Raw genomic sequence first — 21,217 nt, 5'->3', positions numbered from 1 at the left:
TCACAGATAATGCGCGACGAACGTCAGCAGGCTCGCCGTCAGCCCGACGAGGAAGACGCGATAGGCATAGCCCAGCAGCCGATATTTCTTGCGGGCGAGCACCGTTCCGTTTTGATAGACATCGGTCGCCATCGTCCGGAAGATGCTCTCATCCGTCTCCAGCGCGATCAGCATCCGGCGGACATATTCCTCCTGATCCAGTTGTGTGAAGGATCCGAAGAAGAGCAGATTGGGGTGCGCGTTGGGCCGCGCCTTGGTCGCCGGCAGAACCGCAAGCATCGTCAGGATCGCCGAAAGGAAGGCGAAGCCGCCCAGCACGATCAGCGCCAGCGGCGGCCCCGCACCCTCGCGCGACTGGCCGATCGTGATCGTGAAGATCACGAAGGTCGCCGCCATCAGAATCGACGCCTTCTGGTCCGCCATCTGGCTCAGCGTGTAATGCGCCTGTTGCGTCGTGCGGATCATGTGGATCGCATTGGCGGGCGTGGCCGGGGGTTTCGGCACGAAAGGCTCGGTCATCGATGATCCCGGAAGTGGCAAGGGCGCGCGTCACAAGGCGGCCGCATTCGCTTGGCAAGCAGGCACGTCATTCCTAAAGGACCCCGATGAGCGAGCGCGACGATATCTTCGCCCAGATTGCAGAGCAGATCGAGCCTTTCAACAAGAAGCGCGCGATCCTGACCGAAGGAACGACCTTCGCCGGCGATCTGGAGTGGGACAGCCTGACCGTCATGGATTTCGTGGCCGCCGTCGAGGACGAGTTCGATATCCTGATCACGATGAACATGCAGGCCGAGATCGAGACGGTCGGCCAGCTCGCCGATGCCGTGGCCAAGCTGAAGGCCGCCAAGTGAGCGATTCGATCGAGACCCCCGACGCGATCGCCGCCACCGATCTTCTGCCCCCCGCCGGCCGCGATCTGATGGCCCGCTTCCGCCCGCTGGTCGAGGAGCGCGAGGCGTTGCTCGCCACCGGCGTGCGCGATCCCTTCTCGATCGTGATGACGAGCGTGCTGTCGCCGACCGAGGCGATCATCCAGGGCAAGCGCACGATCCTGCTCGGCACCTACAATTATATGGGGATGACCTTCGATCCGGACGTCATCGCCGCCGGCAAGAAGGCGCTCGACGAATATGGCGCGGGCACGACGGGCAGCCGCGTGCTCAACGGCACCTATCAGGGCCACAAGGAGTGCGAGGACGCGCTCAAGGAATTTTACGGGACCGATCACGCGATCGTCTTCTCGACCGGCTATCAGGCCAATCTCGGCATCATCTCCACGCTCGCCGGCAAGGGCGATTACATCATCCTCGATGCCGACAGCCACGCCTCGATCTATGACGGCTGCTGGCTCGGCAATGCCGAGATCGTTCGCTTCCGCCACAATAGCGTCGAGGATCTCGACAAGCGCCTCGGCCGCCTGCCGCGCGAGGCAGGCAAGCTCGTCGTGCTCGAGGGCGTCTATTCGATGTTCGGGGACGTGGCGCCGCTGCCCGAGATGGTCGCCGTCGCGCGCAAGCATGGCGCGATGATATTGTGCGACGAGGCGCACGGCATGGGCTTCTTCGGCGCCAACGGCCGCGGCGTCTATGAGGAGATGGGCTGCGAGGACGATATCGATTTCGTCGTCGGAACCTTCTCCAAGTCGGTCGGCACGGTCGGCGGCTTCTGCGTCTCCAACCATCCCGATTTCGAGGTGCTGCGCCTCGTCTGCCGGCCCTATATCTTCACCGCGTCGCTGCCGCCGTCGGTCGTCGCGACCGCCGCCACCTCGATCCGCAAGTTGATGCACGCCTCCGACAAGCGCGCGCATTTGTGGAAGAACAGCCGCCGCCTCCATGCGGGGCTGCGCGAGCTGGGCTTCACGATCGCGACCGAGACCGCGCAATCGGCGATCATCGCGATCATGCTCTCCGATCAGGAGACCGCGGTCGCCCTGTGGCAGGCTCTGCTGGAAGGCGGTGTCTATGTGAATCTGGCGCGCCCGCCCGCGACGCCCGCGGGCACCTTCCTGCTGCGCTGCTCGCTGTGCGCGGAGCATAGCGACGCGCAGGTCGACGAGATCCTCGCCATCTTCGCCGCCGCCGGGCGCGCGATCGGGCATATAGGCTGACGCTTCCGCTTTCGCGGCGGCAAACCGCGGCGTAAGACGATGCGATGATGGAGCAGGGCGACTTCGCCAGGGCCGATGCCGGGCCGTTGCGCGCGCGCGTGCTCGCCGGGCTGTTCACGTTGCTCGCCGCCTTGCTGCTCGCTGCGCTCATCATCCTCGTCCAGCGGTCGAGCGAGGAGCGTGAGGCCGCGCAGAACCGCAAGCAGCACAGTTTCAACGTCATCCTCCTGACCGGCGAGGCGGATGGCGCGATGGCGCGCGCGGAGGCAGCGCTCGGCCGCGCGATCATCAATACCGATCGCGAGAAAGGCACGCTTTTCTACGACGAATGGCAGACCGCCGGCAGCAAGATCGCCACGTTGCACGATCTGGTCGCGGGCGATCCGCCGCAGCTGGCCCGGATCGAGAAGCTGCAGGCGCTCTACGAGAGGCGCGGCGAGCAACTGCGCGCCTCGGCGACGCGGCTCAACTATAAGCAGAACAGCGCCGCGCTCTCGATCTTCGGGCGCGCCGCGCGATCGGACGACGTGCTCGACATCACCCTGCTGCTCCGTCAGATCATCGACAGCGAGCGCGCTTTGCTCGACGAGCGCGACAGCCAGGCCTGGGCCTCGGCCTATCGCTCGAACTGGCTGACCAAGATGATGTCCGCGGTCGGCGCGGTGCTGATGCTGTCGGCGATCGCCGCGGGCTGGATGCTCGTCACCGCGCTCAACGAACGCCGCATCGCCAATGAGGAGACGATGGCCGAGCTCGACCGCGCCTTCCTGCTCGAGCGCGCGGTCGCCGAGCGGACCGAGGAGCTGAGCGCCGCCAACAGCAAGCTCGTCGCCGAGGCGGCGACGCGCGAGGAAGCCGAGACCAAGCTGCGTCAGATCCAGAAGATGGAGGCGGTCGGCCAGCTCACCGGCGGCATCGCGCACGACTTTAACAACATGCTCGCGGTCGTGATCGGCGGGCTAGAGCTCGCGCGCAAGCGCGTCATCGATCAGGCGGCCGAGGCCTCTCGCCACCTCGACAGCGCGATGGACGGGGCGACCCGCGCCGCCGCGCTCACGCGGCGCCTGCTCACCTTCGCGCGCGCCGAGCCGCTGCTGCCGCAGGCGATCGACGGCGGCCAGCTGCTCCACGGCATGCAGGACCTGATCGATCGCACGATCGGCGAGCGGATCGAGGTCCGCATCCAGTCGGAACCCGGGTTGTGGCCGGTCTGGATCGATCCCTATCAGCTCGAAAATGCGATCCTGAACCTCTGCGTCAATGCGCGCGATGCGATGGGCGGCGTCGGCATCCTCGACATGGCGGCGGCCAATGCGCGCGTGCGCGAAGGTGCGATCGGCGTGCTCGCGGGCGGCGATTATGTCCGCATCGCCGTCACCGACAACGGCCAGGGCATGAGCCAAGCGGTGCTGGAGCGCGTTTTCGAGCCTTTCTTCACGACCAAGGCGGTCGGCGAGGGGACGGGGCTCGGCCTCAGCCAGATCTTCGGCTTCGCGCGCCAGTCGGGCGGCGACGTGATCCTGCAGAGCCGCGAGGGCGTGGGCACGACCGTCTCGCTCTATCTCCCGCGCCATCGGGGCGAGGTGGCGGCGGCCGAAGCGCCCGTTGCACACGCTATTGCCGAGCGGTTGCCGTCGGATGACGTGCCGGCGATCCTCGTCGTCGAGGATGACGTCCGCGTCCGCTCCGCCACGGGCGAAGCGCTCGTCGAGCTCGGCTACGCGCCGATCCTGCTCGGATCGGGCGAGGAGGCGATCGCCTTGCTGGCCGAGCGCAGCGACATCCGCCTGATGATCACCGATGTGCTGATGCCGGGCATGACCGGGCCCGAACTCGTCCGCGCGGTCCGCCCGCGGCATCCCGGCCTCGCGGTGCTGTTCGTCACTGGCTATGTCGGCGAGGCGGGCGAGGCGGACAGTTTCTCGGGCCACGACGTGCTGAGAAAGCCTTATACGCTGGCGGGCCTGGCCGGCGCCGTCGCCGCCGCTCTGGTCACGTCGGAGCCGCTCGCGAACGCCTGACGCCGGTGCGCCGGGCGCCCGGCGACCCAGGTTTCCGCCACTGCGCGATCGTCGCCCAATATCTGCAGCGCGAACAGCCGCTCGGCGAGCGGGAGCCCTGCCGTTCGCCGTGCGAGCAAAGGCGTCGCCGCGGCATCGAGCAGCACGAAATCGGCCTCCTGCCCCGGCGCCAGCCCGCCGACGCGATCCGCGATGTGCAGCGCATGCGCGCCGGCGCCCGTCGCGAGCCACAAGGCACGGAACGGATCGAGGCTGGCGCCGCGCATCTGGCAGACCTTGTACGCCTCGCCGAGCGTATGGAGGATCGAGAAGCTCGTTCCCGCGCCGACATCGGTGCCGATCCCGACGCGCACGCCGCGCGCATCCGCCCGCGCCAGATCGAATAATCCGGAGCCGAGGAACAGGTTCGAGGTCGGGCAGAAGGCGATCGCCGATCCCGCCGCGCCGAGCCGCGCCATCGCCCCGTCGTCGAGATGCACGCCATGCGCGAACACCGAGCGCGCGCCGACCAGCCCGTGCCGCGCATAGACGTCGAGATAGTCCGCCGCTTCCGGGAAGGCCGCGCCGACCGCGGCGATCTCGCCGAGATTCTCGGACAGGTGCGTATGGAGCAGCGCGTCGGGATGCGCGGCGAGCAGCTCGCCAGCGCTTGCCAGCTGCGCCCGCGTCGAGGTCAAAGCGAAGCGCGGGGTCACCGCATAACCGAGCCGCCCGCGCCCGCGCCACCGCGCGATCAGGGCCTCGCTCTGGGCGCGCCCGCTTTCGACCGTGTCGCACAGGGCCGTCGGCGCTTCGCGATCCATCAGCGTCTTGCCCGAGATGATCCGCATGTCGCGCGCGAGCGCCGCATCGAACAGCGCATCGACCGAGCTGGCGTGCACGGTCGCGAAGACGAGCGCGCTCGTCGTGCCGTTGCGCAGCAATTCGTCGAGGAAGAAGCCCGCGACGTCGTCGGCATGCGCGCGGTCGGCGAAGGCCTGCTCGGCCGGGAAGATGTGCCGCTCCAGCCAGTCGAGCAATTGCGCGCCATGTGCCGCGATCCGCTCGGTCTGCGGATAATGGACATGGCAGTCGATGAAGCCGGGCACGAGCAGGAGTCCGCGCCGGTCCTCGATTGCCAGCGTCGGGTGCCGTTCCGCCAGCACCGCATGATCGCCATATGCGGCGACGATCCCATCCTCGATCACGATCAGCCCGTCGGCATGATGGACGATCGCCTCCTCGCCCGCGACCGCCGGATCGCCGCGCACCGCCAGCAACTCCGCGCGAATGCCCAGAACCGTCATGCCGACGCGCCCATCGCCATGCCCCCGGAAGCGGAAGGCCGACCCTCGTTTGTCGCCCTCTGCGTCTCTGCGTCTCTGCGTGAAAGAAGAGGGGGTTCACGCGGAGGCGCGGAGACGCGGAGAGAAAAAAAAGAAGGGAACCGCTGCGCGGGAAAAGCGAAAAGCGGCGTCACGGCGCGCACTCGATCAACAGTTGCGCGGCGACCGAGGCAGCGATCACGGCGGGCTCCTTGCCGGCGATGCCCGGGAGGCCGATCGGGCAGGTCAGCCGCGTCACGTCGATGGCTTCGGCCTCGAGCCGCGAGACGAAGCGCGCGCGCTTCGTGTGCGATCCGATCAGCCCGATATAGCGCGCGCCGCCGCTCAAGGCCGCGCGCGCCAGCCGGTAATCGAGCGCATGATCGTGCGTCATGATCAGGATCGCACCATGCCTCTGCAATTCGCCGACGCACTCCTCGATCGCGTCGTCGGTGCAGAGCGTGACGCCGGGCAGATCGGCATAATCCGGCCGCGTGTCGTACCAGCCAACCAGATAGGGCAGGCCGTCCAGCGCGCGCGCGACGGCGCGGCCGACATGGCCCGCGCCGAACAGCATCAGCGGCGTGCGGGGAATATCGGCAGGCGCCGCCCAGCGCTCGCCGGGCTCGGGACGCGTGCCGCGCGCGGAGAGGGGCGGCGCGTCGCCGGGCTCGCGCGCCACGCGATCGGGCGCGAAATGGAGCACGGTCCCGTCCGGCAGTGCTTCGTCCATCCGCTCGATCAGCAGCCGTACCCGCCCGCCGCAGCATTGGCCGAGCAGGGGCCCCAGCGGATAATCCTGGACGCGCCACTTGCCTTCGGGATGCGCGAGCAGGAGCCGCGCCTGTTCGATTGCGCGATATTCGAGATTGCCGCCGCCGATCGTGCCGTCGACGCTGTCGACCGTCACCGTCATTGCCGTGCCCGGCCCGCGCGGCGCCGAACCTTCGGTGGCGAGCACGGTGATGCGGGCGGTGGCGTGGGTTTTGAGCAGCTCCGTCACAGCGCTGCCGACGTGGGCGCTCGCGCGCGCAATTCGCCGATCGCGCGCAGGATGCGCTCGGGGGTCGCGGGCGCATCGAGCGCGGGCAGTCCCTTGCCCGGCGCCGCGGCGGCAACCGCACGGGTCAGCGCGGAGAAGACCGAAATGGGCAGCATCAAGGGCGGCTCGCCCACCGCCTTGGAGCGATGCACGGTCGGCTCGACGTTGCGCCCGTCCCAGAGCGCGATCTCCATCCGCGCCGGCCGGTCGCTTGCGGTCGGGATCTTGTAGGTGGAGGGCGCGTGCGTGCGCAGCCGCCCGGCATCGTCGAACACCAGTTCCTCGGTCGTCAGCCAGCCCATTCCCTGCACGAACCCGCCCTCGATCTGGCCGAGATCGATCGCAGGGTTCAGGCTGCGCCCGACATCGTGGAGGATGTCGACCGCCAGCACCTTGTGCTCGCCGGTCAGCGTATCGATCGCGACCTCGGAGACGGAGGCACCGTAGGCGAAATAATAGAAAGGACGCCCGCTGTGCGTCTTGCGGTCATAGGCGATGTCCGGCGTCGCGTAGAAGCCGGTCGAGGCGAGCGAGACGCGCGCGAGATGCGCCTGCCGGCACAGATCATGGAACGGCACGAGCGCCTCGCCCGCGCGTACGCCCTCGCTCGTGAAGCGCACGGTGTCCGCCGCGCAGCCGTGAAGCTCGCCGGCCAGTGCCGCGAGCCGGTCGCGGATCGTCTCCGCCGCGCGCTGCGCGGCTATGCCGTTGAGATCGGCGCCGGAGGAAGCGGCGGTCGCCGAGGTGTTGGGCACCTTGCCCGTCGTCGTCGCGGTGATCCGCACGCACTCTACCGGCACCGCGAATACGTCGGCGACGATCTGTGCGACCTTGATATAGAGCCCCTGGCCCATCTCGGTCCCGCCGTGATTCAGCTGGATCGATCCGTCCGCATAGACGAGCACCAGCGCGCCGGCCTGGTTGAGATGCGTCGTCGTGAAGCTGATCCCGAACTTGACCGGGGTCAGCGCGATCCCCTTCTTGATGATCCGATGCGAGGCATTCCACGCCGCGACCTCTGCCGCCCGCTCCGCGTAGCGCGACGAGGCGGCGAGCGCCTCGATCAGCTCGGGCGCGATATTGTCGGTCACCTGCATATGGTAGGGCGTCACGTCGCGCCCCGGCCCGTAGAGGTTGATCCGCCGCACCTCGAGCGGATCGCGGCCCACCGCATCGGCGATCGCGTCGATGACGCGCTCGATCGCCAGCATCCCCTGCGGCCCGCCGAAGCCGCGAAAAGCGGTGTTGGAGACGGTATTGGTCTTCAACCGGTGGCTGACGATCGCGACCGCAGGCAGATGATAGCAATTGTCGGCGTGGAACATCGCCCGATCGTTGATCGCGCGGCTCAGATCGTCGGTCGCGCCGCAGCGCGAGGCGAGCTCCAGCCTGATCCCCTCGATCCGGCCGTTGGAATCGAAGCCGACGTCGTAATCGGCGGTGAAATCGTGGCGCTTGCCCGTCATCACCATATCATCGTCGCGGTCGACGCGGAATTTGGCGGGGCGGCCGGTCTTCGCGGCGACGAGCGCGCAGGCCGCCGCGAACAGCGACGCCTGGCTCTCCTTGCCGCCGAACGCGCCGCCCATCCGCCGCACCTCGACGGTTACGTCGGCATGGGTGAGCTTGAGCAGCTTCGCGACGATATGCTGGATCTCGCTCGGATGCTGGGTCGAGGAGAGGATGTGGATCGTGCCGCCTTCGCCCGGCGTCGCGATCGCGATCTGGCCCTCCAGATAGAAGTGATCCTGCCCGCCGATCTCCAGGCTGCCGGTGATCCGGTATTGCGCAGCATCGAGCGCAGCATCGGCATCGCCGCGCGTCATATGCTGCGCGTCTTCGAGCACCGATCCGGCCGCCCGCGCCGCAGCGATCGTTACCAGCGGGCTCGCGACCTCGTAATCGATCCGCGCCAGTTTCGCCGCGCGCCGCGCCGCCGTCGGGCTGGTCGCGGCGACGAGGAACAGCGCCTGCCCGCCGCAATAGACCGCATCCTCGGCGAAGAGCTTGTCGTCGTCGAATACGGGGCCGACGCTGTTCGTGCCGGGAATGTCGTCGCGCGCGAAGACCGCGATCACGCCCGGCGCAGCGCGCACCGGCGACAGGTCCATCGCCACGATCGTAGCCGCAGCATGCGCGCTTTGGCCGAACGCCAGGTGCAGCATCCCCGGCGGCTCGGGCATGTCGTCGACATAGACAGCGCCTCCTGCGACATGCGCCTCGGCGCTGTCGTGCGGCAGCGACTGGCGCACCGCGCGCAGCCGGGGCGGATCGCGCTCAGCCATCGGCCAGCGCCAGCACCGACAGTGCCTCTTCCGGCGCCTCGCTCTCGATCCACAGCCGGCGGATAAGGTTCTGCGCGGCGAGCAGGCGATAGGCGGCTGAGGCGCGCATGTCGCTCAGCGGCGTGAAGTCCTGCGCGAGCGCGAGCGCGGCCGCCTCGACCACGGCCTCGCTCCACGCCTGCCCGACAAGCGCGGCCTCCGCTGCGGCGGCGCGCTTCGGGATGCCCGCCATCCCCCCGAAGGCGAGCCGTGCCGTCCGCACCACGCCATCGACGATGTCGAGCGCGAACGCGGCGCACACAGCCGAGATGTCGCTGTCGAAGCGCTTCGACAGCTTGGCGATCCGGAACAAGGGCGGCGCAGGCGGGATGCGGACCGCGGCGACGAACTCGCCCGGCCGCCGGTCCTGCTTGCCATAATCGAGGAAATACGCCTCGATCGGCATCTCGCGCACCGCGTCTCCCCGCCGCAGCACCAGCGTCGCGCCGAGCGCGATCAATGCCGGCGGCATGTCGCCGATCGGCGAGCCATTGGCGATATTGCCGCCGATCGTCCCCGAATTGCGCACCTGCAGCCCGCCGATCCGGCGGACGAGCTCGCCCAGCTCGGGATGGATCGCAGCGAGGATCGCGTGCGCGCTCGCATAGCGGACGCCTGCGGCGAAGGTCCAAGAACCGTCGTCGTGGGGCGTGATCAGATCGAAATCGCGCACGTCGCCGACCCAGACGATCTCGTCGAGGATGCGCTGCTGTTTCGTCACCCACAGACCGACATCGGTCGCCCCCGCGACGATCCGCGCCTCGGGACGATCGGCGAGATAGGCGGCCAGTTCGTCGATCGATCGCGGCGCGAACCAGCTCCGCGCGTGCCCGACGAGCGGATCGTCAAAAGTGAAGGACAGAGGCTCCGCGCGCTGGATCGCGGAGAGTGCATCGACCAGCGCGCCGTCGTGATGAGGCGCCGGCGGCACCGCGTCGCCCGCCGCGAGGATCGGCCCATAGCCTGTGCAGCGGCACAGATTGCCCGCGATCACGTCCGCCACCGGCAGCTCGCTCCCGCTCGCGCCGAGGCTGCGCGCGTGCAGCGACATGATGAAGCCCGGCGTGCAGAAGCCGCATTGCGATCCGTGCCGCGCGACCATCTCGCGCTGGATCGGCGCGCTCCCGCCGAGGCTCTCGACCGTCATCAAAGCGCGCCCGTCGATCATCCCGACGAACAGGATGCACGCATTGACCGCGCGCCATTTCACGATCGAGCTGTCCGGCTCGAGCAGTTCGCCGACCAGTACGGTGCACGCCCCGCAATCGCCCTCGGCGCAGCCTTCCTTGGTGCCCGTCCGCCGCAGCCGATAGCGCAGCAGCTCCAGCACGGTCATCGTCGGATCGACGGGTCCCGTCTCGATCACATCGCCGTCGAGCAGGAAGCGTACGCCCATCTCAGCTCCCCCGATAGGTGGAGTAACCGAAGGGCGAGACGAGCAAGGGCACATGATAATGCGCCCCCGCATCGGCGATCCCGAAGTCCACGCTCACGCGATCGAGGAAGGGCGGTTCGGGCAGCGTCGCGCCCCGGCACCGGAAATAATCCGCGACCGCGAAGGTCAGCCGATACGATCCCACCGGAAAGGCGAGCCCCTTCAGCCCCGGGCAGCGCCCGTCGCCGTCGGTCTCGCCCGCGAACAGGATCGCGCCGCCCGCCTCCAGCAGGATCGATACGCCCGCGGCCGGGCAACCGTGCGTCGTGTCGAGGACGTGCGTCGACAGGCTCATGCGCGCCTCTCCCCGGTCAGCCCGTCGCTCACGAATTCCAGCTCCGCATAGGCCTCATAGTCGCCCAATATCGCCTCGCGGTCATCCAGGAACAGCTGGCGCGCGACCCCCTCGACGAGCCGCGGCACCGCATATTTGAGCCCCGACAGCGCCGCCGCGGAAAGCCCCAGGCTGATCAAAGCCGAGTAATTGAACGCGAACAGCCCGTGGACGCGTGCCTCCGCCCCCGCGTCGCGCCCCTGCATCTCGAACCCCGCCCCCAGATAGGGATGCGCATCGATCAGCGGATTGGCGAGGTCGGCAGGCGCGTCGTAGCGGTCGCGCCAGCGCAATATGTCGTCGGCGAGCTCGGCCAGTTCGGGCCGCAGCTTGGGATCGGTGACCAGCCCGGTCGAGAGGATCAGGAAATCGAACGGCCAGGCGCCCTTGGGCGTCTCGACGATCACCGCATCGCCCTCCTCGCGCACGCTCTCCCACGGTTCGCCGAGGTGCAGGGTGAAGCCCGGATAGGCGGCCGCGCGCGAGAAGGTGTCGTTGGTCGGCGGCTGGTTGCGGCGGAAGAAGCTCTCCATCACGCGATATTTGCCCGCATCGTCCAGCCCCGCGAAACGCCCGACGAGGCCCGAAGATTCCATGAAGCGGATCGGATTGACGCGCGGCATCTCAGGCCGGCGCAGGAACACATGCGCCTCGGCGACGCCCTCAGCCAGCGCATGCTGCGCATTGTCGAACGCCGACGCGCCCCCGCCGAGGATCGCGACGCGCTGGTCGCGCAATTCGGCGAAGTCGATCGCCTCGGACGTGTGCGCATAACGCGAGGCGGGGAGTGCCGCGCGGATGAAGCCCGGCACATGCCATTCGCCCCCGCCCTGTATGCCCGTCGCGAGGATCACCTTGCGCGCGAGGATCGTGCCCCCTTCGGGCGCGCCCGCCCCGGTCACGTGCAGGCGATGTACGCCGCCGTCCTGCGGTTCGATCCGTTCGAGGGTCACGTCGTTGCGGACCGGCAGATCGAGCACCGCGCGATACCAGCGCAGATAGTCCATCCAGTCGCGCCGCGGGATCTTGTCGATCGCCTCCCACGCAGCTGCGCCCGCGCGCGCCTCCCAATAGCTCCGGAAGGTCAGGCTCGGTATGCCGAGGTCGATCGAGGTGATCGACTTGGGCGTGCGCAGCGTGATCATCCGCGCATAGGTGTCCCACGGGCCTTCGTAGCCCGCCGGATTCTCGTCGATGATCAGGATGTTCGAGATACGCTCCCGCAGCAGGCCGAACGCCGCCCCCAGACCCGATTGCCCGCCGCCGACGATGACCACGTCATACGCCTCGCGCCGCGGCCGCACCCAGCTCGGCTTGCCATGATCGAGCGCGGCGAGATCGGCGGCGACGCGTGCTTCGAGGGCAGCGAGGCTCATGCCACCCTCCTCGAATATTCATCCGTTCGTCCTGAGCGAAGTCGAAGGACGTGCTGCAAGCGGCACCGCTCGGGGCCCGTGCTTCGACTACGCTCAGCACGAACGGAGGCAGGGGGGACGATCTTCAACCGAGCACATCCTTCAGCCGCAGATGCACGATCCGGCCGATCTCGCCGATCGCGGTCTCGATCTCGTAGTCCTCGGTATTGCCGAGCCGCTCGCGCATCGCGGCAAGGATCTGTGCCTTGTCCGCCAGCCGTACGCAGATGATGAACGGAAAGCCGAACCGCTCGCGATAGCGGCGGTTGAGATCGTGGAAGAGGTCATACTCGTCCTGCGTCAGCCGATCGAGCCCGGCCGAGGCCTGCTCGGCGTTCGAGGCCTGCGTCAGCGTCTTGTCGACCGCCGCCTTGCTCGCCAGCTCCGGATGCGCGCGCAGCAACTTGAGCTGGTCGAGATGCGGCGCCTGCGTGACGATGTCCGCCATCGCCGCCTCCATCGCCGCGATGTCGGCAAACGGTCGCCGCGCCTCGGCCTCGCGCACGATCCAGGGGCTATGCTCGAACAGGAAACCGAATTTCGCGACGAAGCCCGCCGCATCCAGCGCATTGATCTCGTCGATCGTCACGACGTGCTCCCTTCGATCGAGACATGCGCCGAAACGACCTTCCAGCCGTCCGCAAAGCGCACCCATGTCTGGCTCTGCCGCCCACGCCGGGGATCCCCCTCGCGCCGGAATTCGGCATTGGCGATGGCCAGATCGGTATCGAAGGTCGCGATCTCGACGCGCTCCAGCACGCGCTGCGGCGATCCGCCGCGCCCTTTCCGGAATTCCCGGATCTCGTCGATCCCGTACAGCACCTCGCCGACGCCGTAGCGCACCGTCGTGTCGGCAGGGTGGAACAGCGCATCCATCGCCGCGACATCGTCCGCCATCAGCGCCGCCTCATAGGCATCGAACGCCGCGCGCACCGCCGCCACGGTCTCGGGATCGTTGAAAATCATGCCTGACCCTCCCCGTTTGCATCGGCCCGCAGGGCCATGCTCTCATTCTCTCCTCTGCGTCTCTGCGCCTCTGCGTGAACCCAAATTCTTTTCACGCAGAGACGCGGAGACGCGGAGGAGAAGGAGGAAGAGAGGCCCTGCGGGCAGGGGGCGGGGCTCATGCCGGATGCACCTCCAGCCAGTGCCGCGCGATGTCGATCCGCCGCGCGATCCACGCGTCGCCGCTCGCGATCACATGATCGAGGAAGCGCGCCACCGCCGCCGCGCGCGCGGGCTTGCCGGCGATCCGCCCGTGCAGCCCGATCGACATCATCCGACCGCCCTCGGCGCGCAATTGCTCGAACGTATCGCGCAGATAGGCGAAGAACTGGTCGGGCGCGGTGAAGCCGTTCAGCGCGACGAACTTCATGTCGTTCGCGTCAAGCGTATAGGGCACGATCAACTGCCCGGATGGCGCATGATAAGGCACATCGTCGGCATAGCTGTCCGCATCGTAGACGAAGCCGCCTTCTTCGGCGACGAGCCGCGCGGTGTTGGGCGAGGTCCGCCCCTGATACCAGCCGAGCGGGCGCTCGCCGGTCAGCCGCGTATGCAGCGTGATGGCCTCGGCGATATGCGCGCGCTCCACCTCTTCGGGCACGCTCTGATAGTCGATCCAGCGCAGCCCATGGCTGGCAATCTCCCAGCCCGCGGCCTGCATCGCCGCGACGGCTTGCGGATTGGCCTCCATCGCCTTGGCGACGCCGAACACCGTCACCGGCGCGGCTCGCTCGGTGAAGATCCGGTGCAGCCGCCAGAAGCCCGCGCGGCTGCCATATTCGTACAGGCTCTCCATCGCCATCGCCCGCGCCGGATGCGTCGCCGCGCCGACCATCTCGGACAGAAACCCTTCGGAGCGTTCGTCGCCGTTGAGCACCGAATTTTCGGCGCCCTCCTCATAATTGATCACGAACTGCACCGCGACCCGCGCGCCACCCGGCCAGCGCGCATCGGGCGGCGAGGCGCCATAGCCGACGAGATCGCGGTTACTCACGCGGCGCTTTCCCCCGAACGCCATAAAATCCGTTCGTGCTGAGCGAAGTCGAAGCACGTGCTCGCCAGCGCAACGCCCGTGGCCCGTCCTTCGACTTCGCTCAGGACGAACGGGAAGAGGCGCGCTTTCATTCGCCCCATGCCGCGAGCGCGGCATCGACACCCGCCCCCGGCGGCGCCTGGAAACCCTCCGCGCGCAACGCCGCCTCCAGCGCGCCCAGGGTGATCAGCACCTTATGCTTCATCGCATTGTAGCCCATCGCGCCGATCCGCCAGATCTTGCCGGCGAGCTGCCCGAAGGCCGTCCCGATCTCGATCTCGAAATCCTCGCGCATCCGCCGGCGCACGGCCTCGCCGTCCACGCCCTTGGGAATATAGACGCCGGTGATGTTGGTCATCCGGTAGCGATCGTCGCCATAGACGATGAGGCCCATCGCGCGCAGCCCGGCCGTCATCGCCCGGCCCGCGGCGGCATGGCGGTCGAACCGCGCCTCGAGCCCTTCGCCCAGCGTCACGCGCGCGCATTCCCGCGCGCCGTAGAGCATCGTCGTCGCCTCGGTATGATGGTTGAGGCGCTTCTCCGACCAATAATCCATGATCATCGCCAGATCGAAATAGTTCGAGCCGATCCGCCGCCCGCGATTCTCGATCGGCTTGGCCGTCTGCAGTCCGAGCTCGACATGCCGGCGCGAAAAGATGCGCTCGGCGGCCATGTCCGAGATCGTGATCGGCGCCGAGCCGGATGGCCCGCCCAGGCATTTCTGCAGGCCGCCGGTGACGACATCCACGCCCCAGCGGTCGGCGGCGATCTCCATCCCGCCGATCGTCGCGGTCGCATCCACATAAGAGAGCACGCCCGCCGCGCGGCAGAGGTCGCCCAGGCCCTCCAGTGGCTGCGCCATCGTCGTCGACGTATCGCCATGCACGGTCGCGACGAGCTTCGGCCCGAAGCGCTCGATCGCCTGCGCGATCTGGTCGAGCGGGACGATTTCGCCCCACGGCACTTCGATGATCTCGACGATCGCGCCGATCCGATCGAGGATCTCGGTCAGCAGCAATCCGAAGCGGCCAAAGCAGAGAACGAGCACATTCTGCCCCGGCGACACCATCGACACGAGCGCCGCCTCGATCCCCGCCCGCGCGGTGCCGTCGACGAGGAAGGTCCAGCGATTCTCCGTCCCGAAGATCGGGCGGTAGAGCGCCATCACCTCGTTCATATAGTCGGTCATCTCGGGATCGAACTGGCCGAGCAGATCGGCCGCCATCGCGCGCAGCACGCGCGGATGCGCGTTGACCGGGCCGGGGCCCATCAGCAGCCGCTGGGGCGGATCGATCTCGCGAAACAGGTCAGGCAAGGACATCATGCTCCAGCAGATCGACGAAGGCGGTCAGAACGTCGAGGGCGATCGCGCAATCCGCGTCGGTCACGCTCTCGGCGGGATTGTGGCTGACGCCGCCCGCGCAGCGGATGAAGAGCATCGCCGTCGGCGCCAGCGCTGCCATCACCATCGTATCATGCCCCGCGCCCGAGACCAGCCGGCGCGGCCGTTGGCCACAGCGCGCGATCGCGGCATCCATCAGGGCGATCAGCTTCGGATCGCAGGGTGCTGCGGGCAGGTCCTGGACCCGCTCGATGTTGAACTCCACGTCGCGCCGCTCGGCAATGTCGGCGATCGTGTCGACGATCTGCGCGGCCGCATCGTCGCGCGCGGCCGGGTCGCCCGAGCGGACGTCGATCGAATATTCCACCTTGCCCGGGATCACGTTGACCGCGCCCGGGCCGACAGCCATTCGCCCGACCGTCGCGACCACGTCGCCGCCCGCGGCCAGGGCTTCGCTCTCCACGGCCAGGATCATGGCCGCAGCAGCGGTCAACGCGTCGCGGCGCAGCCCCATCGCGGTCGTTCCCGCATGGCCGGCGGTGCCGCTGACGGTCACCTGATAGCGCAATTGCGCGGCGATCCCGGTGACCGTCCCCACCGCGAGCCCCTCGGCCTCGAGCACGGGCCCCTGCTCGATATGCGGCTCGACATAAGCGAGCACCGAGCCGGAGGTGCGCGCCGCCCTCAAAAATCCGTCACCCTGAACTCGTTTCAGGGTCCAACTCCCGTCCTCGCCACCGGCAGGCACGTCGAGAGGGCGGGCCATGGATGCTGAAACAAGTTCAGCATGACGGGCAGGGAAGGCGGCCAGCGCATCGAGCAAAGTCACCCCATCCCGATCCGCCACCTCCAGCGCGTCCGCCTCCAACGTCCCCGCCACTGCCCGGCTGGTCAGCATCGAGGCGGGAAAGCGCGAGCCCTCCTCGTCGCCGAACGCGATCACCTCGATCGGGAAAGGCAGGCGCCGCTTGGCTTCGTTCAGCCGCGCGACCACCTCGATCCCGAGCATCACCCCGAGCGGCCCGTCATAGCGCCCCGCATCGCGCACGCTGTCGATATGGCTGCCGAACAGCAGCACCGGCGCGTCCGCCTGCGACCCCTCGTAGCGCCCGATCAGATTGGCGGCCTGATCCAGCCGCACGACCATTCCCGCCCCGACCATCCAAGCCCCGATCGCCTCCTGCGCGGCGGCGTGGGCAGGGGTCAGATACGCGCGGAACAGCCCGGTATCGCTGTCGCTATAGGGCGCGACCCCAAGCGCATCGCAGCGCGCCTTCGCCCGGGCGCCCCCTGGGATCGGGGCGCTCACCACGCCGCCACCGCGCCGTCGCTGCGCGGATCGCTCGCGCCCTCCAGCAGCCCGTCGACATGGCGAACGAGCGCGCCGGCATGGCCCATCGTCGGGGTGAAGGCAGGCAGCATCTCGATGTCATGCCCCGCTTGGACCAGCGCCGCCACCGTCTCGGGCGGAAAGCGATCCTCCAGCTTCAGCGTCACGCTCGGTTCGCCCCATGTCCGCCCGAGCAGGAAGCGCGGTGCGGTCACCGCCTGCTGCAAGGGCTCGCCATAGATGACATGGCGCGCGAAGATCTGCGCCTGCGTCTGCGGCTGACCTTCCCCACCCATCGTCCCATAGGCCATCACCCGCCCGTCCCGGAACCGCGCCAGCGCGGGATTGAGCGTGTGGAAGGGCTTCGCGCCCGGCTTCAGCGGGTTCCAGCCCCCTTCGGCGAGCCGGAAGCTGGAGCCCCTATTTTGCCAGACGATGCCGGTGCGCGGCAGCACCATCCCCGATCCGAATTCGAAGAAGATGCTCTGGATCACGCTGACGACGCGCCCCTCGCGGTCGATCGCGCCGAACCAGGTCGTGTCCCCCGCCGAGGGCGGCTGCGGCCAAGGCAAGGCGCGCGCGCGATCCACCCGCTTTGCCATCGCCTCCAGCGCGGCCTGATCGTCGAGCAACGCCTGCGGATCGAGCGTCATCCCCGCAGGATCGCCGACATGCGTGTCGCGGATCAGGAACGCCTGCTTCACCGCCTCCACCAGCAGGTGGATATGCGTGAACCCGTCCTGCGGGCCGAGCGTCCCGAGCCGATCGAGCGCCCCGAGGATCAGCAGGGAGGCGAGCCCCTGCGTCGGCGGCGGGAGATTGTAGAGCGTCGCCCCGAACGCCTCGACCGACAGCGGCGTGACTTCGCTCGCGCGGTGCGCGGCGATATCGGCGGCGGTCACAGGGCTGCCGATATCGGCCAGATCGGCGGCGATGTCCGCAGCCAGCTCCCCGCGATAGAAAGCGTCGAGACCCTCCCCGGCGATCCGCCGCAGCGTCTCTGCCAGGCGCGGCTGGCGCAGCCGACCGCCCTCGACGGCATAAGCCTCTCCGAACCCGGGAAGCCCCGCCAGTTCGGCCCGCTTCGCCGCCAGTGTCTCCGTGAAGCTGCGCGTCACCGGCGCGCCCGCCTCGGCATAATGGATCGCGTCGCGCAGCAACCGCGCCGGCGGCAGCGTGCCCGGAGCCATCACCAGCGCCGCCTCCCAGCCCGAAACCGTCCCAGCGACCGTATTGGCGGCAAGGGCCCCCCGCGTCGGGATCGCCGCATGACCCGCATACAGCGACGGATCGGCCGCCCGGGCCGCGCGTCCGCAGGCGTCGATCCCGCGCACCCGGCCGTCGGGCTCGGCGATCAGCCAGAAGCCGTCGCCGCCAATCCCCGTCATATGCGGATAGACGACGGCCAGGCACGCGGCCATCGCCACTGCCGCCTCGATCGCGGTCCCGCCTTCCTTCAGGATATCGAGCCCGGCCTGGCTCGCGAGGTGGTGGGGCGAGGTGACCATACCCCGGTCGCTGCGCGGCGTCTCGAGCATCAGCCGGCCGAGAGCCAGACGAAGCGCACCACGAACAATCCGGCCAGGATCAGCAAAGCCGCATCCTTCTTGCCCGCCTGCCCGCGGATGATCCGCAGCGCCGCGTGCGCGGTGATGCCGAAGGCGAGGCCGTTGGCGATCGAGAAGGTCAGCGGGATCATCGCCACGGTCAGGAAGGCGGGGATTGCCGCCATCGGATCGTGCCAGTCGACATCGACGAGCGGCGACATCATCAGCGCGCCCACCAGAATGAGCGCCGGCGCGGTCGCGGCCAGCGGCACGAGCTGCGCATAAGGCGCCACGAACATCGTCAGCAGGAACAATATGCCGGTGACAATCGCGGTCAGCCCGGTGCGCCCGCCCGCCTCCACGCCCGCCGCGCTTTCGACATAGGAGGTCACGGTCGATGTGCCCGCGACCGCGCCGACCATCGTCGCCACCGAATCCGCGATCAGGATCCGGTTGAGGTTCGGGATCTCGCCATCGGGCCCGGTCAGCCCGGCGCGGCGCGTGACGCCCACCAAGGTGCCGATATTGTCGAGCAGGTCGACGAACAGGAACACGAACAGGATCTCGACGACGCCGAGCCCCGCCTTGCCGCCGAAGCCGAGCACGCCCGCCAGATCCAGCTTGAACGCGGTCCCGCCGATCGCGCCGAGATCATAAGGCGCGGGCGTCATCGTCACGTCGCCCAGCGCCCAGGCCAGAGCGGTCGTCGCGACGATCCCGATCAGGATCGCGCCCTTGATCCGCCAGATGCTCAGGCCGGCGATGATCAGCAGTCCGAGGATCGCCAGCCACGCGCCCGGCGCATGGAGATTGCCGAGCGTCACCGATGTCGCGGGCGACGAGGCGACGATCCCGGCGTTGCGCAACCCGATGAAGCCGATGAACAGCCCGATCCCCCCGGCCGTCGCGGCGAGCAGATGCGGCGGCAGCGCGCGCACGATCGCCTGCCGCACCCCGCCCAGCGTCAGCGCAAGGAAGCACAACCCCGAGACGAACACGCAGCCCAAGGCGATCGGCCATGGCACGCCCATCCCCTGGACGACGGTGAAGCTGAAATAGGCGTTGAGTCCCATGCCCGGCGCGAGCGCGAGGGGCATGTTGGCGACGAACCCCATCAGGATGCTGGCGAAGGCGGCGGCGAAGCAGGTCGCGGCGGCGACCGCGGCGACGGGCATTCCCGCCTGTCCCAGGATCGCCGGATTGACAAGCACGATATAGGCCATCGTCAGGAAGGTCGTCGCGCCCGCGGCGATCTCGGTGCGCACATCGGTGCCGCGTTCGGCCAGCTCGAAGCGGCGCTCCAGCCAGCCCGCCGCTTTCGTGTCGCCCGCCGACCTTATCGTCAAATGCCGTCCCCCGATCGCAGCCCCGACATCCTCGCCTTTGTGTTTGTTCAAGGGTCTAGCAGAGAGACTCGCCCTTACAAGCCGGGGGCGGGCCAGCCGCCGCTGACGCCGTCGCGCTCGAGCTTTTCGGCCAGCGCGAACAGCCGCGCCTCGCCCCCGGGCGGTCCGACGAGCTGGAGCCCGAGCGGCAGCGGCCCGCAATCGCGCAGCGGCACGACCAGCGACGGCAGGCCGATGAAGCTCAGGGGCTGGGTGTAGATGCCGAGATGCGCGCGCGCGGGCACCTTTTGCCCGCCGACGAGGATCGTCGGATCAGCGATGGTCGGCGCGGCGCAGGGCGTCGCCGGCGCGATCAGCACGTCCCACGCGTCGAACAGCCGATCGGCTTGCTCGGCGAACCATGTCCGGAAGCGTTGCGCCTTCGCCACCGTTCCTTCCGCCAGCGTCGCGCCCGCGATCAGCCGGTCGCGCGTCGCCGGATCGTAGAGCAAGGCATGATCCGCGAGCGCGGGGACGTGGAAGGTCCCGCCCTCGTGCGCGGTGATCAGGAACGCCGCCGAGCGCGCGACATCGACCGCCGGCAGCTCCGCCGTGCCCGCGCCGAGACATGCGGCGATGCGCGCCAGCGCGGCGGTCATGTCATCCGCGAGATTGTCGGCGAACCAGCCGCCGAGGATCGCGATGCGTGTCGGCACCGGCGCGGCGAGACTTGCCCCGGACAGTATTTCGGTCGCGATCCGCAGCCCGGCGATATCGGCCGCGAACGGCCCGATATCGTCGAAACTGTCGACGAACGGATAGACACCCTCTAACGGCAGTCCGCCGTGCGTCGGCTTGAGCCCATAGAGTCCGCAGAGCGCCGCCGGGATGCGGATCGAACCGTTCGTGTCCGATCCCAGCGCCAGCGGCAGCAGCCCGCCCGCGACCGCCGCCGCCGATCCGCCCGACGAGCCCCCGGCGATCCGCGCAGAATCATGCGGGTTGCGGGTGGTGCCGAAATGCGCGTTGATCGTCGCGAAGCCGTAGGCGAATTCGTCCATGTTGAGCGTCGCGGTCAGCACCGCGCCCGCCGCGCGCAGGCGGACGATAGCCTCGGCATCTTGGATCGCGGGCGGCGCATCGATCCGCGATCGTGCTCCCGCCGTGGTCGGCAAGCCTGCCACGTCGAACAGATCCTTCACGCCATAAGGCACCCCCGCGAGTGGCCCGGGGTCGCCCCCGCCCGCCACGATCGCGTCCACCGCCGCCGCCTCGGCCAGCGCGCGGTCCTCCAGCACCTGCGTCACCGCGACATACGGGTCGGCGCGCAGCCGATCGAGTGCCTCGCGCGCAATGTCGACGGCCCTGCACCGCCCCGCGCGAACGTCGGCGGCAATTCCGGCGATCGTCATATCTCGGGATGCTCGGCTAGGAAGCGATCCAGCAGCGCCGCATGCGAGGCCAACAGCGCGAGGTTGTCGATCACGCCGGGCACGCACGCCGCGGGCAGATCGATGCCCACGGCCAGCGCCGCGGCGCGCGCCTTGTCCTCCACGCTCTCGTCCATCACGTCTGGCTCGCATAGGCGGACTGCGTCGTAAAGCGGTTCGCCCGGCAGTAGCGCGTCATTTTGCGGGAGCTTCCGGG

Annotated in this window: 19 protein-coding genes; 3 read left to right on the top strand and 16 right to left on the bottom strand. The window is 68.7% G+C overall.

Features of this window, described 5'->3' with window-relative positions; all coding sequences use genetic code 11:
- Window positions 1–519, bottom strand: coding sequence for a Pycsar system effector family protein (locus Q4F19_RS06220; protein WP_303540769.1), 519 nt, complete (start codon window positions 517–519; stop codon window positions 1–3).
- A gap of 86 nt (window positions 520–605) precedes the next feature.
- Between Q4F19_RS06220 and Q4F19_RS06215 the strand changes: the two genes are divergently transcribed.
- The 3 genes from Q4F19_RS06215 to Q4F19_RS06205 all read left to right on the top strand — a co-directional run bounded on the left by Q4F19_RS06215 (window position 606) and on the right by Q4F19_RS06205 (window position 4,134).
- Entirely contained in the window at window positions 606–854 is a 249-nt protein-coding gene (locus tag Q4F19_RS06215) for an acyl carrier protein (RefSeq protein ID WP_303540767.1), read from the top strand.
- Window positions 855–922: 68 nt separating this feature from the next.
- Window positions 923–2,113, top strand: a complete 1,191-nt coding sequence (gene spt / locus Q4F19_RS06210; RefSeq protein WP_303541028.1) for a serine palmitoyltransferase — start codon at window positions 923–925, stop codon at window positions 2,111–2,113.
- Between the two features lie 44 nt (window positions 2,114–2,157).
- Window positions 2,158–4,134, top strand: a complete 1,977-nt coding sequence (locus tag Q4F19_RS06205) for an ATP-binding protein (RefSeq protein ID WP_303540765.1) — start codon at window positions 2,158–2,160, stop codon at window positions 4,132–4,134.
- Here the strand turns inward: Q4F19_RS06205 and guaD are convergent.
- From guaD to Q4F19_RS06130, 15 genes are all read right to left on the bottom strand, one after another.
- A complete protein-coding gene (gene guaD / locus Q4F19_RS06200) occupies window positions 4,062–5,420 on the bottom strand; it encodes a guanine deaminase (RefSeq protein WP_303540763.1) in 1,359 nt (452 codons plus the stop codon). The genes Q4F19_RS06205 and guaD overlap by 73 nt on opposite strands.
- A gap of 169 nt (window positions 5,421–5,589) precedes the next feature.
- Window positions 5,590–6,441: a xanthine dehydrogenase accessory protein XdhC gene (gene xdhC / locus Q4F19_RS06195; protein ID WP_303540762.1), complete on the bottom strand. Its 852-nt coding sequence runs from the start codon at window positions 6,439–6,441 to the stop codon at window positions 5,590–5,592.
- A complete protein-coding gene (gene xdhB, locus Q4F19_RS06190) occupies window positions 6,438–8,765 on the bottom strand; it encodes a xanthine dehydrogenase molybdopterin binding subunit (protein WP_303540761.1) in 2,328 nt (775 codons plus the stop codon). Before xdhB ends, xdhC begins: the two co-directional genes overlap by 4 nt.
- Window positions 8,758–10,200, bottom strand: a complete 1,443-nt coding sequence (xdhA, locus tag Q4F19_RS06185) for a xanthine dehydrogenase small subunit (protein WP_303540759.1) — start codon at window positions 10,198–10,200, stop codon at window positions 8,758–8,760. Before xdhA ends, xdhB begins: the two co-directional genes overlap by 8 nt.
- 1 nt (window position 10,201) lies before the next feature.
- The gene (gene uraH / locus Q4F19_RS06180) at window positions 10,202–10,534 is read right to left on the bottom strand and encodes a hydroxyisourate hydrolase (RefSeq protein WP_303540757.1); all 333 of its coding nucleotides are present in this window, start codon (window positions 10,532–10,534) and stop codon (window positions 10,202–10,204) included.
- On the bottom strand, window positions 10,531–11,949 hold the full coding sequence (locus Q4F19_RS06175) for an NAD(P)-binding domain-containing protein (protein WP_303540756.1): 1,419 nt from the start codon (window positions 11,947–11,949) through the stop codon (window positions 10,531–10,533). Before Q4F19_RS06175 ends, uraH begins: the two co-directional genes overlap by 4 nt.
- Window positions 11,950–12,073: 124 nt before the next feature.
- Complete coding sequence (gene uraD / locus Q4F19_RS06170) at window positions 12,074–12,577, bottom strand: 2-oxo-4-hydroxy-4-carboxy-5-ureidoimidazoline decarboxylase (protein ID WP_303540754.1); 504 nt, start codon at window positions 12,575–12,577, stop codon at window positions 12,074–12,076.
- Window positions 12,574–12,954 carry an oxalurate catabolism protein HpxZ gene (hpxZ, locus tag Q4F19_RS06165; protein WP_303540751.1) on the bottom strand — a complete coding sequence of 127 codons (381 nt, stop codon included), beginning with the start codon at window positions 12,952–12,954 and terminating at the stop codon, window positions 12,574–12,576. The genes uraD and hpxZ overlap by 4 nt, the downstream gene beginning before the upstream one ends.
- Window positions 12,955–13,111: 157 nt before the next feature.
- Window positions 13,112–14,011, bottom strand: a complete 900-nt coding sequence (puuE, locus tag Q4F19_RS06160) for an allantoinase PuuE (RefSeq protein WP_303540749.1) — start codon at window positions 14,009–14,011, stop codon at window positions 13,112–13,114.
- 103 nt (window positions 14,012–14,114) lie between these two features.
- Complete coding sequence (locus Q4F19_RS06155) at window positions 14,115–15,347, bottom strand: pyridoxal-phosphate-dependent aminotransferase family protein (RefSeq protein ID WP_303541026.1); 1,233 nt, start codon at window positions 15,345–15,347, stop codon at window positions 14,115–14,117.
- Window positions 15,334–16,680, bottom strand: coding sequence for a Zn-dependent hydrolase (locus tag Q4F19_RS06150; protein ID WP_303540747.1), 1,347 nt, complete (start codon window positions 16,678–16,680; stop codon window positions 15,334–15,336). Before Q4F19_RS06150 ends, Q4F19_RS06155 begins: the two co-directional genes overlap by 14 nt.
- Window positions 16,674–18,236 carry a gamma-glutamyltransferase family protein gene (locus tag Q4F19_RS06145; RefSeq protein ID WP_303540745.1) on the bottom strand — a complete coding sequence of 521 codons (1,563 nt, stop codon included), beginning with the start codon at window positions 18,234–18,236 and terminating at the stop codon, window positions 16,674–16,676. The genes Q4F19_RS06150 and Q4F19_RS06145 overlap by 7 nt, the downstream gene beginning before the upstream one ends.
- Complete coding sequence (locus tag Q4F19_RS06140) at window positions 18,236–19,585, bottom strand: NCS2 family permease (RefSeq protein ID WP_303541025.1); 1,350 nt, start codon at window positions 19,583–19,585, stop codon at window positions 18,236–18,238. Before Q4F19_RS06140 ends, Q4F19_RS06145 begins: the two co-directional genes overlap by 1 nt.
- Before the next feature lie 80 nt (window positions 19,586–19,665).
- On the bottom strand, window positions 19,666–20,982 hold the full coding sequence (locus tag Q4F19_RS06135; protein WP_303540743.1) for an AtzE family amidohydrolase: 1,317 nt from the start codon (window positions 20,980–20,982) through the stop codon (window positions 19,666–19,668).
- Window positions 20,979–21,137: an AtzG-like protein gene (locus Q4F19_RS06130; RefSeq protein ID WP_303540741.1), complete on the bottom strand. Its 159-nt coding sequence runs from the start codon at window positions 21,135–21,137 to the stop codon at window positions 20,979–20,981. The genes Q4F19_RS06135 and Q4F19_RS06130 overlap by 4 nt, the downstream gene beginning before the upstream one ends.
- Window positions 21,138–21,217: the final 80 nt, after the last annotated feature.

The sequence above is a fragment of the Sphingomonas natans genome, from assembly GCF_030546695.1.
Taxonomy (GTDB): Bacteria; Pseudomonadota; Alphaproteobacteria; order Sphingomonadales; family Sphingomonadaceae; genus Sphingomonas_I; species Sphingomonas_I natans.
Note: the sequence above shows the minus strand (reverse complement) of the source record. Positions and strands in the feature narration are given on the sequence as shown.